Origin of the sequence: Synechococcus sp. MU1642 (assembly GCF_020514115.1) — a bacterium.
Lineage (GTDB): Bacteria > Cyanobacteriota > Cyanobacteriia > PCC-6307 > Cyanobiaceae > Parasynechococcus.
The window spans coordinates 33,149-45,971 of the sequence record NZ_VTKZ01000001.1; the positions used below are offsets into that span (position 1 = coordinate 33,149).

Consider the following 12,823-nt stretch of genomic DNA (forward strand, 5'->3'; position numbering starts at 1 on the left):
GATCAATCGCGGCGATCAGCCCAGGGGGGCAGATCGATGAACACGCGAGTGCCTGATTCGAGACCGTTCAGGATCGCAGTCTGGTCGCCGCTGCTGTTGCCTAGTTCCACCGGCTGGAAACGTGGTTTTTGCTTGTCATCCACCAACAACACGCCAGGTTTGCCGTCCTCCATCACGATCGCCACCGTGGGCACCAGGATTTTTGGTGCACTGCGCCCGGTCTGGAAATTGATGTCGGCGGTCATGCCGATCTTCAGTTCTTTCTGCGGGTTGACGAAGTTCAGCCTCACCTCGAAGGAGGTGACGTTGTTCTCTTTTGCTGCGCGGGGGGCAATTTCATTCACCGTTCCCTGGAAGCGCTCATCGGGGAAGGCATCCACCCGGATTTCGGCGTTCTGGCCGGTCACGATTCGGCCGATGTCGCTTTCCGGAACGCGGGCCCTCACCTCCAAACCTTGCGAAAGCTCAACGATCGAGGCGCTGGTGGCACCGGCTGTGGCCGAGGCGGCGGTGGTGGGGGTCACAAACGACCCCGGTTCGGCGTAGCGAGCTGTGATCGTCCCTGAGAAGGGGGCACGGATCGTTTTTTCGCGGCTCTCCTGTTCCAGTTGCTCCACCCGTTCTCGGGCTGCTACCAGGCCCGCCTGTCGGGCAAGCAATTCGAAGCGCGCATCACTGAAGTCATCAGCGCTGATCGCGCCGCTTGAATACAGCTGGTCGCGACGCTCGAAGTCCTCCTTCTTGTTTTGGTAATTGGCTTCGGCCTGGCGCAGCAGAGCCTGCATCTCTTGCAGCCGATCATCGAGATCGCCGCGATCCATCACCGCGAGTACCTGCTCTTTTCCCACCACATCTCCTTCATCCACCTTCAGCTGAGCCAGCAGACCCTGCTTGCGCGGACTCACATTCACTTTCTGCTGGGCCTGGAGTTCGCCATTGGCAGTGATCACCCCAGAAAGCACGCCGCGTTCAGCGGTGGTGGTGAAGGGCTTCAGATCCCGTTGACGGTTGCTCCAGGGTCCGTAGCGCAGCAGCAGCCCACCCCCGCAAAGGGCCAGCACGAGCAATCCCACCATCGCGGCTTTGGGCCGTCTGGATCGTGCTTTTGCCACTGAGGCCAGTTCTGCTTCAGGCGATGGGGACGCAGGGGAGCGCAAGGACTGCAACATGGACCCACAAAACTTCACAACAGTCTCGCCGTTGGCCGGTAGATTCCGCCGATGCTCAAAGCCGGAATTGTCGGATTGCCCAATGTGGGCAAGTCCACCTTGTTCAATGCCTTGGTCGCCAACGCACAAGCGCAGGCTGCCAATTTCCCGTTTTGTACGATCGAGCCAAACGTCGGCACCGTGGCGGTGCCTGATGAGCGATTGGACCGGCTCACGGAACTGAGCAAGAGCCAGGACACAATTCCAACCCGGATGGAGTTTGTGGACATTGCTGGACTGGTGAAAGGTGCCAGCCAGGGTGAAGGTCTGGGCAACAAGTTTCTGGCCAACATCCGCGAGGTGGACGCGATCGTTCACGTGATTCGTTGCTTCGAGGACGACGACGTCATCCATGTTTCTGGGACCGTGGGCCCGTCCCGTGATGCGGAGGTGATCAACCTGGAGCTGGGTCTGGCTGACCTGGCCCAGATCGAGAAGCGCCGGGAGCGCCTGAAGAAGCAGATGCGCACCAGCAAGGAGGCGCAGGTGGAAGACGCTGCTCTTGAGCGGATTCAGGCGGTGCTCGAGAACGGTGGTGCGGCCCGCAGCGTCGACTTAAGCGATGAAGAAGTGGCGATGATCAAGCCCTTGGGGCTGTTAACCGCCAAGCCGATCATCTACGCCACCAATGTGAGTGAGGACGACCTGGCTGAGGGCAATGCTTTCTGCACCGAGGTGGTTGAACTGGCCGCCAAGGAAGGGGCCGAAACGGTGCGGATCTCGGCCCAGGTTGAAGCAGAGCTGGTGGAACTGGGAGATGAGGAAATCGCTGATTATTTGGAAGGTCTCGGGGTGACGGAAGGCGGTCTGCAAAGCCTGATTCGGGCCACTTATCGGTTGTTGGGGCTGCGCACCTACTTCACCACCGGTGAAAAGGAAACTAGGGCCTGGACTTTCAAAGCCGGGATGACAGCTCCGCAGGCTGCCGGTGTGATCCACACCGATTTCGAACGAGGCTTCATCCGCGCTCAGACCATCGGTTGGGAGAAGCTGCTGGAAGCAGGCTCACTGGTGGAAGCACGCAATAAGGGTTGGCTACGCAGTGAAGGCAAGGAGTATGTGGTTGATGAAGGCGATGTGATGGAGTTTCTCTTCAACGTTTGATCACGACCGGTGCACGTCTTATGTGCCGATCGTCATCCGGATCAGTCGTTTCAGCGGTGTGGCCGTTCCTAGATGTAGGTGAAGGCTGTTTTGTGCGTGCCGGCATGCACGATTAGTTGGAGCCGTTGGCTCTGAAGGGGATGGTCTGCCTGGCCTGCGTCACGGTCCTTCAGTGCTGAGTCATTCTCCTCGTTTCAGCTGATCCAACAGAGCCATGAGTCCTGGCGACCGTTGCTGGCGGTTCCTGGTTGAGTGCAGCGTCAGCGGTTGCCGTTGCCCTGTAGCGCGGCTTGAGGCTGCGCAGGGTGGGGAGCACGACCAGGCAGGCCCCACCCATCGACAGCCAGAGCAGAAGGCCATTGTTCTGAAGATCCAACAAGGCTCCTCCAGCCAGGGGAGCCACGATGGCGCTGATGGCGAAGCACTGGGAAAACAGTGCCATCGCCAATCCACGGTGTTGTGGTGGTGTCTCTTCGATGACGGCTTCTGTGGCCGTGGGTAGGAAAGCGGCCTGGGCGAAGGCCATCGGCAGCAAGGCTGTTAGCACTAAGACAGTTCCGTTTTCGAACAGGGAGGACAGGGCAAGCAAGCTGCAGCCCAGACTGAATCCTGCAAGGCTCAAGCCGAGCCCGAAGGCAACGCTGCGCTCTGACAGCCAACGGCCCACCGGCCACTGCAGGCTCACCAGCAACGTCAATTGAAGGGCGATCAGGGCACTGCTATGGCTTTCGCTCAAAGCCGGTCGCAACAACCCGCCGCGCACCAGATCGAGGGGAAGTGCACTCTGTTGAAGGGCCAGGATTCCGGTGGCCACCACACTGATCAGCAGCACTGGCAGGAGGGGAAGCAACCAAGGCAGCCGGGGCGTTGGCCGTGGACCATCCGGCTCTGGGCTATTGCCGCTGAGGTTGCGGAAGGGCGGACTGTCCTGGAGGGGAACAAGGCTGATCAGCACCAACACAGCGCCCATGCACAACGCTTCAACGCTGTACACCGTCCGCAGCATTCCCAGAGTGGCGGCAGCGGTTCCGATCAGAGTGCCAATGCCAATGCCGAGAGCATCGGCACTGCGCACGAGGGCGTAGCCCCGTCCGGAAGGCAGGTTGCCGCAACTCAAGGGAACGGCCAATTCGATGGCAGGCCAGTACAAACCCGCTGCACAGCCCAGCAGCAGTTGTCCCAGTAGGTAGCTGTTGTAGTTGTCGGCCTGCAGCAGGATCAGATCGGCCCCAATGGCCAAAAGGGTTGTTCCCCTGACTGGCCAGGAGCAGGGGATGCCGCGATCGAGCAGTGCACCGCTCAGCAGACGCACCACCGTGCCAATCAGCGCCGAGACCGCCAGGCCGCTACCCACTTCACGCGCTGAGAAGTCGATCGCATGAAAGATCAGCGGCGTCATGAACATCACCCCGCCGGCACCGATAGATGCCAGAAACCTCAGTCGGGTGACGTTTTTCAGCGGTGATGGAAACTGGTTCCACCACCGCAGAGGGTCAGGCGTTGCTGCGCGGACGCTTAACAGGACGATCCATCGCGATGGGCTTCTTGGGCAGTCTGCTGCTCAGCACGTCTACACCGTGGCCTGTTGGCTCCACAGAACGTGTGGAGGTCAAGATCGACGGCGTGGTTCTTCCGGTTTCGGTAGAAGAGCTCGGTGCCTTTGTGCGCTCGCCGACGGCTGATCCAGTGCAGCTATCGCGATCGGAGCTGTCCACCTGGATGGGTCTTCTCGCGCCAGAGAGTCGGCAGGGGCTGATTCGTCTGCTCAAGGCACCGATTCTCTCCCGGCGCAGCTTCGGGAGTCAGCTGCTGAGCAGCTGGGGGGCTGGTCCGCTTCTGGACGCGCTGGGGGAATTAATTCGAGTGGAGGACGGACAGCGCATCGATCGTTCGCTAGTGCTCTCAACTCTGGAGGAGCTGCTCGAACGGCAGGAAATCGTTTCGACGCTGGATGTGTTGGAAGCTTTGCCCACCCAGCAGCTGCGTCTTGATTTGGATGCGCTGGTGGCTGCCGCTACCCGCTGGCGGCTGGATCTGCAGCGACACCAGACCTTGATGCGGGCTTTGGCTCAAAAAGAGGCCGGCCTGCAGTCCCTCAATGGGACAGAGAGTTTTATCTCGGCAGAATCGCCCCGTCAGTCAACGCTTGCGGTGGACCATCGTCCAGGTCCATTGCTGGTGGAACGTTGGATCCCCCAGTCACCCCGCGAGGATCGAATCTGGATCTTGATGATGCCGGGGTTGGGCGGGGACCCCAACCACTTCCATTGGCTGGCGCGTTCGCTAATGCAGGCGGGCTGGCCTGTGGCGTTGCTTGAGCATCCCGGCAGTGACGCCGCCGCCGTCCAGGCGTTGCTTGATGGGCGTCAGTCGTTTGACGGCGCCGCAGCACTCCGTGAGCGGTTGGCTGATCTTGCGGCGGTGCTGGACGCGCAACGACGGGGCGAATTGAACATCCCTGGGACCGAGGTGGTGCTGATGGGGCATTCCCTGGGTGCCTTGACGGGTCTCTTGGCCGGTGGCGCGGTGCTGGTGCCCGGGATGGGGAAGCGCTGTGAAGGTGCCTTGGTGGGCTTGCCCCTCACCAACCTCTCGGAATTACTCCAGTGCGAACTGGCGGCAGGCCGCGCGCTGGAGGTCAACGCGATGGCATCGCAGCCCCGGGCGGTGGTGGGTCTCAACAGCTTTGGCGGTTTGATCTGGCCGCACCCCTCCAACAAGGCGTTGCCGATTCCCATGCTGATGGTGGGTGGGACGCTCGATCTGATCACCCCTCCTTTGGACGAGCAGCTGCCTCTTTTGGCTGGATTGTCGAAGCATCCCTCCAGCCGGGTGGTGGTGGTTGAGGGGGCCAGTCATTTCTCGCCGATTCGTGTGGATGGCCAAGGCAAGGCGTCAGAGGGGGACGACCTCTTCCAGCTCAGCGAAGAGTTGGTGGGGGTCAATCCTCTCAGCGTTCAACGGGTGATTGCCCATGAAGTCATCCGTTTCCTCGATGCCCTGAGCTCCGAGTCACCCCGCAACGATGCTGTTCACCTCATGGAAGCCAGTTCCAAGACGCGCTGGCATCGCTTGGGCCGTCGCCCGGCCTTGCAACTGCTGGATCAGTAGCGCACCCGCGGATCGAGGGCGGCCACCAGCAAGTCAACGGCAACACTCACCAGCACCACCAAGGCGGCGATCACCACCACGATGCCCTGAACGACGGGGTAGTCCCTTTGGTTGATGGCTTCCTGTAGCCGCAGGGCGATGCCTGGCCAGGAAAAGGTGACCTCGATTAGCAGGGCCCCACCGATCAAGGAGGCCACGGTGATGCCAGCGATGGTGAGCACAGGCAGCAAGGCATTGGGTAGTCCGTGGCGAAGGATCACCTGGCGCTCACTCAGGCCGCGGCTGCGTGCCGCTTCCACGTAGTCGCCGCGCAAGGTGCGTCGCAGGTTCAGTCGCAGAGCTGTCGTGAAGGTGCCACTCAGCAGCAGGGCCAGTGTTCCTGCGGGCAGGATCAGGTGACGCACGGTGCCTCGGAAGGCGGCCCAGTTGTTCTGAAGAGCGCTGTCGAGAAGGAAAAATCCGCTGCCCTCGGGGGGGAGAAGGCTGGGCGGGAATCGCCCGCCCACAGGCAACCAGCCCAGGCTGACGGCGAACACCAGCTGAACCAGCATGGCCACCCAGAACGGCGGCAGGGCATAGGTGCCCAATCCGTAGAGGCGACCTCCGAGATCAATCTTTCCCTCGGGCCGTGCGATGCCGCTGAAGCCAATGCTCAGTCCCACCACAGCGGCGATAACTAGGGCGATGACGCTCAGCTCCAGGCTGGCAGGCAGGGTTTTGCCGATGATGGTTCGAACCGGCTCCTGGTTGATCAGAGCTTGCCCCAGATCGCCGTGGATCAAGTCCTTTAGAAATCCTAGGTACTGATCGAGCAACGACTGATCTAGGCCTAGCCGAGCGCGCATGGCGGCTTTGGCGGCAGCGGGAGCCCGGCTGCCAAGCACTGCATCCACGGGATCCCCTGGGGCAACGCGCAGCAACAGGAATACCAGGCTGGCAATCAGCCACAACATCAACGGTGCCAGGCCGAGGCGGGTGGCGCTATAGCGCGCGAGGTCTCGGGCGCGTCCCATCAGTTGTTCGTCGCTCCTTCGTGCCCACGCTCCAGTTCAGAGAGCATCAACTGACCACTGCCATCAAATTGTGGAGGGTTGAGGTTCAGCTGGGCCCAGGCCCGAGGTGAATCCAGCCAGACGGGGATGTAGGCGGCAGCGTTGGCAGAGAGATGGTCCACACGTTCCAGGGCGGTGCGGCGAGCATCGCCCGTCAGCGTGTCGGATTTCAGCAGGGCGGTCTGCAATCCGGGGGCACTCCAGAAGCTGCCGCTGATCGCTGCTTCTCCATCAATGCAGGTCTCGCCCTCCACTGAGGTGCAGCTCAATAGCGGCGTCAGATATGCCTCCGGATCGGGGTAGCTGCCTCTCCAATCCAGCATCACGGCTTTGAAGGTACCCTCCCCCAGCTGGCGGTAGATGGTTGTGGACTCGACGCCATCCAGATCCACCACCAGGCAGTCGGAGAGGTCCCGTTGGACCTGGGCCTGCCAGGTGAGGGCCAGCAGTTTGTCGGCGGGAACGTTGGAGCGGAAGGTGAGCGGAAAGCGCAACGGGCTGCCGTTGCAGTAGCCCGCTCCTTGGAGCAGCTCGCGGGCCTGCTCGGGGTTGTGTTCGGGCCATGGGGCCATCGCGCCGCCGGCAAGGCTGGGAGGCACCAGCGCCCGCAGCGGATGGCGCAGCCCGTAGCTCACCCGTTCACTGATCTCCTTTCGATTGAGACTGACGGCCAGGGCCCGCCGGAGGTTGGGGTCCTGGAACGGCTCCTGGTTGCTCAGCAGGGTGATGTAGCCGATCTCCATCGCAGGACCCACTGACTCGTGCAGATCCCCCGCGATCGCCCGTTTATGCAGGGTGTGGCGCTGGTCTTCGTCGATCGAGGCGGAGAGCAGCAGATCCACCTCGCCACTGAGCAACGCCCCGTACAGCGCCGTGGAGTTGCTCAGCGTGATCAGATCGAGGCCGTCGTTGCGCGGTGCTTCACCCCAGTACTGGGCAAAGGGCTCCAAGCGTTGCTGATGTTCGCTGAAGCGGCTCAGCTTGTAGGGGCCTGTTCCAACAAAGCGTTCGTGCAGAAAGCGGTCCTGGTGGTTGCTGTAAGCCGTCGGTGAAATGGGGGTGAGGTTGATCGACGTCAGCAGGCCCTGCAGTGATGTGGAGGGGCGACTGAGGCGCAGCCGCAGGGTGTGGCTGTTGGCTTCCTCCACCGAAGCGATGCGATCACCCACCACATAGCTGAGGGTCCCGATGCTGAGGAAGCGCCGCAGGCTGAAGGCCATGGCTGCCGCATTAAACGGCGTTCCGTCGTGGAAACGCACATCGGTGCGCAGGTGAATCGTGACGGTGCGACCGGCATCACTCAGAACGGGAGCCGATGCCGCCAACCTGGGTTCCAGCGAGCCATCCCGCTTCAGGCGATACAGCGGATCCCCCAAGGCACTGATCAGCTGTATGGCGCTGAGTGTGCTGGCCTGGGCTGGATCCAGGGAGCTGATCCGCCCCGCTGAGGCCACTGTGATGCGGCTGGTGGGGGGCGGTGCCTGACACCCCACCTGGGCGAGGGCTAGGGCGAGGGCCATCAGTGCGCCACCGAACGTCCATCTCGTGGGGCGATCGATGCGCTTCAACGGGCCTCAACCATCAACAGATCGGCCTATTCAACAGGGAGTTAACCGACCTGGCGAATCCTCTCTAGAGAGATTTCGAACACTGGTGAGCCCGCGTTGCTCTGAAGAGGCCAGCGGCGCACCCAGCACCGGTCGTGGTCGCCATCCACACCGATCACCTGATAGGTGTCGTCGTCACTGTCAAGGTTGACGCAGTCTCCCTGGTGAACAGACATCGGACTGAACCCCTCTTCTATGGAACAACCTTGACCCGGTTTCGATCGAGTGAGGTTCTGCATGAACCGTTTTGAGCACACATCTGAGAATTCAGACCTGTGCAGTGGAAGATCTTGACACTCTGACGCATGCTCGGGTGCGGCTGCTAGGGCTGGAGGACTCCTTAGAGGCAGCCGAGGTGAGCGGCAAGGCCCGAAACTTCCGGCAGGGCCTGGATCGCTTCGAGGGCTTCATTCATCTGGCCTTGGCTCACTTCATGGGTGATCACAACGATCTCGGCTCCGGCGTCGCTGGCGTTGAATTGCACAATCGACTGGATGGAGACATTGCGTTGGCCGAAGCAGCCGCCTACATTGCCAATGACGCCAGGCGCGTCTTTTGTCTTGAAACGCACATAGTGGCGTTGGCGAATGTCGCCTGAATCGACGAGGGAGCAAGGTCGCCAGCTGCTTGCTGCTAGGAGGGGGTCCACTTTCCCAGACCCGTCACTGGCCTTGCGGATGCCGGCGATGTTGAGGATGTCGGCCACCACCGCAGAAGCCGTTGGTCCAGCACCAGCGCCGGGGCCGTAAAACATCACCCGGCCGATTGGGTCTCCTTCCACAAGGATGGCGTTGTTGACTCCGTTCACTCCGGCCAGGGGGTGGTCCTTGGGAACCAGGGTGGGCTGCACGCGCAGGGAGAGCGGCAGGGGATCGCCACTGTCGGCCATTCGCTCGGCCACAGCCAGCAGCTTCACGCCGTAGCCCAGTTGGTTGGCGTACTCCACATCCACACCCTGCAGGCCGCTGATGCCGTCGGTGGGAACCGCGGCGCGATCCACGCTGCCGCCGAAGGCAAGGGTGGCCAGGATCGCGATTTTGTCGGCTGCATCAAGACCATCCACATCCGCTGCTGGATCGGCTTCGGCATAGCCCAGCTCCTGGGCATCCTTAAGGACCGCGTCATAGGCGGCCCCCTCCTCTGCCATTCGGGTGAGGATGTAGTTGGTGGTGCCGTTGATGATGCCGCTGACGCGGTTGATGCGGTTGCCGCCCAGAGACTGCTTCAACGGTTCAATGATGGGAATGCCGCCACCAACGGCAGCTTCGATTAGCACGTACACCCCGGCGGCGGCCGCGGCTTCAGCAATCTCCTGACCGTGGCGCGCGATCACGGCCTTGTTGGCGGTCACCACGGATTTGCCGGCTGCAATCGCTTGGAGAATCAGGCTACGGGCCGGCTCCAGACCACCGATAACTTCCACCACCACGTCCACCGCCGGGTCCTGGATTACCGCCGATGGATCGGTGGTCAGCAGGCTTTCGTCCAAGGCCGCGGGCCGGGGACGATTCAGATCGCGGACGGCAACACGGATCAGCTCAAGCTCACCGACCAGCGGGTGGCGTTCGCTGGGGGTCTGGAGAATCGAGGCCACCCCACCGCCAACCGTGCCCAGCCCAAGCAGACCCACTCCGACCTTTCCTGCCATCCCCTGTGATCCGTGTTGGAACGTTTGCGAGCGACTCTATGTATTGACGTGACTTTGCTTCTGTTCTCTTCCCGATCAGTTCCCCAACTGACGTGCCTGCTCCTGCATGGCCAGAAGGATGTTGAGGAAGCCATTGGCGCGGGAGGGCGTCAGGCTGGCCTGTAGGCCTGTTGCCGCAATGAAGGCCGGGTCCACCGCCTGCACCTGGGCAGGCGTCAATCCATCCAGTCCTTGGATCAACAACGCCAGCAGTCCCTTGGTGATCAGCGCATCGGAGTCGCCCTGCCAGCGCATCACCCCCTCATCGAGGGCACCCCGCACAAACACCTGCGACACACATCCCTTCACCTTGATGTCGTCGGTCTGCTCCTCGACCGGCATGGGAGCGAGCTTCTTGGCCAACCAGAGCACGTACTCGTAGCGGCGTTTTGAATCGGCGGTGCCGCCCAAGCGCTCCACCATCCGGTCGAGGGCATCACTGCCGGTGCTGGTGGCCATGCGGGGCTCAGTCGTTTCGACGTCGCACGCTAACCAGCAGCCCCACCATCACCAGGCTGAAGGGGAACACGACCACCTTGTTAAGATCAACTTCGCCGTCTTGAACAGGGAGTTCGAGGTAGTCGCGGTGGCCTGGGCCACCGTCCACCTGGAGGTCAACGGTGCCGTTGCTCACGCTACTGAGATCGATGCTCAGGCGTCCCTCGGTATTGGTTCGGCCCAGTTCCTGCCCTGGAGTGCCATCGGCATTGAGCAGGCGAACAACGGCCCCTTGGGTGGGTTCACCGTTGGAAAAGTTGCTGCTCAGTTGCAGATCTCCATCGAGATAGTGCAGAGCGCTTTCGATCTGATGGGACTTGGCGGGAGCTAGCAATGCGCCGTGCAGCACCGAGCTCAGCAGAACCAGTGGAGCCAGCAGACGCAGCATGGAAGGGCGATCAATGGTGCCCATGATGCGGCCCCTCAAGCGGGCCGACCAGCACCCTGCTCCGTGATCCAGCCGGTAAATGGAACATCCCAGGACTCTCGGGGCAACGGTTCGGCCGCAATGCATGTTGAGGGCAGCACCACCCAGGCCGGCACGGCTGCCCAAGCGGGATCAGTCCTGAGCCGGTCGTAATACCCACCGCCGTAGCCCAGGCGGATTCCAGCGCCATCGACCGCCAGCGCCGGCACCAGCAGCAGCGCCAGCTGATCCGGCCCAAGGGCATCTCCCGCGGCAGGAGCAGGAATGCCGCAGCCATCGGGGTGAAGCGGGTCCTCACCCCAGCTCCGGTAGATGAGTCGGCCGCAGCCATCGGCCACCGGCAAGGCGAAGGGTGGATGGGGGCCATCCCGCAGCGGCCGTAAATCCGCCTCCCCCGGCAGGGGCCAGTAGATCCCCACATGGCGGTTGCTGAGGTGGGACTGGCCGATCAGGGCCGCCACGGCGTCTTGGATGGATCGCGTGGCCGCCTCTCCCAGATGACGCTGGGCTTTGAAGTGACGGCGCAGGGTTGGCTTGCTGCTCATCGCTGCAACCAGGCCGTCAGCGCTACCGCCAGGGCATCGGCCGCATCATCCGGTCGGGGTGGTTCATCCAGATTCAACTCGCGCATCACCGCCTCCAGCACTTCATCCTTCTCGGCATGGCCGAACCCCGCCACGGCGAGTTTGATCTGCATGGGAGGGAACTCCACCATTGGGATCTTGAAGCGGGCCAGGGTCATCACCACCACGCCGCGCGCTTGTACCACGTTGATGGTGTTGCTGGATCGGTAGAAGAAAAACTTCTCCACGGCCGCCAGTTCCGGGCGCCAGACCCGAATCAGCTGGCGTAGGTCGCCAGCGATCTCCACCATGCGATCCCCATCGGAGCGACCGGAATCGGTCTGGATGATGCCGCAATCGAGCATGCGCTGGCATCCGTCATTGATGTCTATCACCCCGTAGCCCACCCGGGCGAGGCCCGGGTCGATGCCGAGGATCCGCATGGACTGATTGTGGGGGGATCAGGCGGCGAGGGCCAGTTCGAAATCAGCGCGGTCGCTGCTCTCGCTGCGCTCAAACACCTTGCAGAAGACCTTCACCACCCGGTCTCCGGAATCCACCTGTTCCAGTGGGTCCTTGCGCAGCCGGTGGCGTAAGCAGCAGGAGGCCACGCGGGCCACATCATCTTCGGTCACTTCCGTGCGCCCTTCGAAGGCGGCCAGGGCTCGGGCGGCACGGTTGGTGACGATGTCACCCCGCAGACCATCCACATCGAGCTCGCCGCAGACGGCGGAGATGCGCAGGCGCAGATCCTCATCAATGGTCACCTGATCGAGGCGTTGCTGGGCCTCCACCACCCGTTGTTGCAGGGCGTTTTGATTTCCCTCCACGGCGGTGCTGAAGCCATCGGGATCGCTGTCGAAGGCGGTGCGCTGGTCCACCACTTGCACCCGCAGCTCTGGATTCCGCACGGTGCGCACTTCCACGCTCATGCCGAAACGGTCGAGCAGCTGGGGGCGGAGTTCCCCTTCCTCGGGGTTGCCTGAGCCGATCAAGACGAAACGAGCGGGGTGGCGCACGGAGATGCCTTCCCGCTCCACCGTGTTCCAGCCGGAGGCTGCTGAATCAAGGAGGACGTCGACGAGGTGGTCGTCGAGCAGGTTCACCTCATCCACATAGAGCAGGCCACGGTTGGCCTTGGCCAGCAGACCGGGCTCAAAGGCGCGCACGCCTTCGCTCAAGGCTTTCTCGATGTCGATGGTGCCGCATAGGCGGTCTTCCGTCGCACCGAGGGGCAGGTCCACCATCGGCACCTGCCGCGGTTCGGTGCTCAGGCTTTCCCCCTGTTGCATCCGCTCGCGCACCTCACTGCTCTGCAGGTCGGGATCGCTGGCAGAGCTGTTGTAGGGATCGCCGGCCACAACGTCGATGTCCGGCAGAAGATCGGCCAGGGCACGGATCGTGGTGGATTTACCGGTGCCGCGGTCCCCCATGATCATCACGCCGCCGATGCGCGGATCGATCACGTTGAGAAGCAGTGCCAGCTTCATCTCTTCTTGACCGATTACCGCAGTGAAGGGGAAGACCCTGCGCTTCCGGGGTGCAGTCACGAGCAATTCTCTAGGC

At 62.3% G+C, this 12,823-nt stretch carries 13 protein-coding genes; 2 read left to right on the forward strand and 11 right to left on the reverse strand.

All coding sequences use genetic code 11. The features are described 5' to 3' along the window. Nucleotides 1–2: 2 nt before the first annotated feature. Complete coding sequence (locus FZZ85_RS00175) at nucleotides 3–1,169, reverse strand: efflux RND transporter periplasmic adaptor subunit (protein WP_226411046.1); 1,167 nt, start codon at nucleotides 1,167–1,169, stop codon at nucleotides 3–5. Nucleotides 1,170–1,220: 51 nt separating this feature from the next. On the opposite strand from FZZ85_RS00175, the gene ychF reads away from it, so the two are divergent. Then, the gene (ychF, locus tag FZZ85_RS00180; RefSeq protein ID WP_226411048.1) at nucleotides 1,221–2,312 is read left to right on the forward strand and encodes a redox-regulated ATPase YchF; all 1,092 of its coding nucleotides are present in this window, start codon (nucleotides 1,221–1,223) and stop codon (nucleotides 2,310–2,312) included. A gap of 169 nt (nucleotides 2,313–2,481) precedes the next feature. On the opposite strand, the gene FZZ85_RS00185 is transcribed toward ychF, so the two are convergent. Beyond that, on the reverse strand, nucleotides 2,482–3,771 hold the full coding sequence (locus tag FZZ85_RS00185) for an MFS transporter (protein ID WP_255615912.1): 1,290 nt from the start codon (nucleotides 3,769–3,771) through the stop codon (nucleotides 2,482–2,484). A 5-nt stretch (nucleotides 3,772–3,776) separates the two neighbouring features. Between FZZ85_RS00185 and FZZ85_RS00190 the strand changes: the two genes are divergently transcribed. Then, complete coding sequence (locus FZZ85_RS00190; protein WP_226411050.1) at nucleotides 3,777–5,423, forward strand: alpha/beta hydrolase; 1,647 nt, start codon at nucleotides 3,777–3,779, stop codon at nucleotides 5,421–5,423. Here the strand turns inward: FZZ85_RS00190 and FZZ85_RS00195 are convergent. The 9 genes from FZZ85_RS00195 to bchI all read right to left on the reverse strand — a co-directional run bounded on the left by FZZ85_RS00195 (nucleotide 5,417) and on the right by bchI (nucleotide 12,807). Further along, on the reverse strand, nucleotides 5,417–6,436 hold the full coding sequence (locus FZZ85_RS00195; protein ID WP_226411052.1) for an ABC transporter permease: 1,020 nt from the start codon (nucleotides 6,434–6,436) through the stop codon (nucleotides 5,417–5,419). The genes FZZ85_RS00190 and FZZ85_RS00195 overlap by 7 nt on opposite strands. Beyond that, a complete protein-coding gene (locus FZZ85_RS00200; RefSeq protein WP_226411915.1) occupies nucleotides 6,436–7,995 on the reverse strand; it encodes an ABC transporter substrate-binding protein in 1,560 nt (519 codons plus the stop codon). Before FZZ85_RS00200 ends, FZZ85_RS00195 begins: the two co-directional genes overlap by 1 nt. 89 nt (nucleotides 7,996–8,084) lie before the next feature. Then, complete coding sequence (locus FZZ85_RS00205; RefSeq protein ID WP_370631085.1) at nucleotides 8,085–8,258, reverse strand: hypothetical protein; 174 nt, start codon at nucleotides 8,256–8,258, stop codon at nucleotides 8,085–8,087. 164 nt (nucleotides 8,259–8,422) lie between these two features. Beyond that, nucleotides 8,423–9,730 (reverse strand): homoserine dehydrogenase, encoded by a 1,308-nt coding sequence (locus FZZ85_RS00210; RefSeq protein ID WP_226411056.1) that lies wholly within the window; start codon nucleotides 9,728–9,730, stop codon nucleotides 8,423–8,425. A gap of 75 nt (nucleotides 9,731–9,805) precedes the next feature. Further along, on the reverse strand, nucleotides 9,806–10,228 hold the full coding sequence (locus FZZ85_RS00215) for a SufE family protein (protein ID WP_226411058.1): 423 nt from the start codon (nucleotides 10,226–10,228) through the stop codon (nucleotides 9,806–9,808). Between the two features lie 7 nt (nucleotides 10,229–10,235). Further along, nucleotides 10,236–10,679 (reverse strand): hypothetical protein, encoded by a 444-nt coding sequence (locus FZZ85_RS00220; RefSeq protein ID WP_226411917.1) that lies wholly within the window; start codon nucleotides 10,677–10,679, stop codon nucleotides 10,236–10,238. A gap of 11 nt (nucleotides 10,680–10,690) precedes the next feature. Then, on the reverse strand, nucleotides 10,691–11,239 hold the full coding sequence (locus FZZ85_RS00225) for a 5-formyltetrahydrofolate cyclo-ligase (RefSeq protein ID WP_226411060.1): 549 nt from the start codon (nucleotides 11,237–11,239) through the stop codon (nucleotides 10,691–10,693). After that, the gene (gene ruvC / locus FZZ85_RS00230) at nucleotides 11,236–11,700 is read right to left on the reverse strand and encodes a crossover junction endodeoxyribonuclease RuvC (RefSeq protein ID WP_226411062.1); all 465 of its coding nucleotides are present in this window, start codon (nucleotides 11,698–11,700) and stop codon (nucleotides 11,236–11,238) included. Before ruvC ends, FZZ85_RS00225 begins: the two co-directional genes overlap by 4 nt. An 18-nt stretch (nucleotides 11,701–11,718) precedes the next feature. Then, nucleotides 11,719–12,807, reverse strand: coding sequence for a magnesium chelatase ATPase subunit I (bchI, locus tag FZZ85_RS00235; protein WP_226411064.1), 1,089 nt, complete (start codon nucleotides 12,805–12,807; stop codon nucleotides 11,719–11,721). Between the last annotated feature and the right edge of the window lie 16 nt (nucleotides 12,808–12,823).

Bases quoted from the DNA above. Each gene is read 5' to 3' on its own strand.
- FZZ85_RS00175 (WP_226411046.1), bottom strand. From the start codon at position 1,169: ATGTTGCAGTCCTTGCGCTCCCCTGCGTCCCCATCGCCTGAAGCAGAA.
- ychF (WP_226411048.1), top strand. From the start codon at position 1,221: ATGCTCAAAGCCGGAATTGTCGGATTGCCCAATGTGGGCAAGTCCACC.
- FZZ85_RS00190 (WP_226411050.1), top strand. From the start codon at position 3,777: ATGGAAACTGGTTCCACCACCGCAGAGGGTCAGGCGTTGCTGCGCGGA.
- FZZ85_RS00195 (WP_226411052.1), bottom strand. From the start codon at position 6,436: ATGGGACGCGCCCGAGACCTCGCGCGCTATAGCGCCACCCGCCTCGGC.
- FZZ85_RS00200 (WP_226411915.1), bottom strand. From the start codon at position 7,995: ATGGCCCTCGCCCTAGCCCTCGCCCAGGTGGGGTGTCAGGCACCGCCC.
- FZZ85_RS00205 (WP_370631085.1), bottom strand. From the start codon at position 8,258: ATGTCTGTTCACCAGGGAGACTGCGTCAACCTTGACAGTGACGACGAC.
- FZZ85_RS00210 (WP_226411056.1), bottom strand. From the start codon at position 9,730: ATGGCAGGAAAGGTCGGAGTGGGTCTGCTTGGGCTGGGCACGGTTGGC.
- FZZ85_RS00215 (WP_226411058.1), bottom strand. From the start codon at position 10,228: ATGGCCACCAGCACCGGCAGTGATGCCCTCGACCGGATGGTGGAGCGC.
- FZZ85_RS00220 (WP_226411917.1), bottom strand. From the start codon at position 10,679: ATGGGCACCATTGATCGCCCTTCCATGCTGCGTCTGCTGGCTCCACTG.
- FZZ85_RS00225 (WP_226411060.1), bottom strand. From the start codon at position 11,239: ATGAGCAGCAAGCCAACCCTGCGCCGTCACTTCAAAGCCCAGCGTCAT.
- ruvC (WP_226411062.1), bottom strand. From the start codon at position 11,700: ATGCGGATCCTCGGCATCGACCCGGGCCTCGCCCGGGTGGGCTACGGG.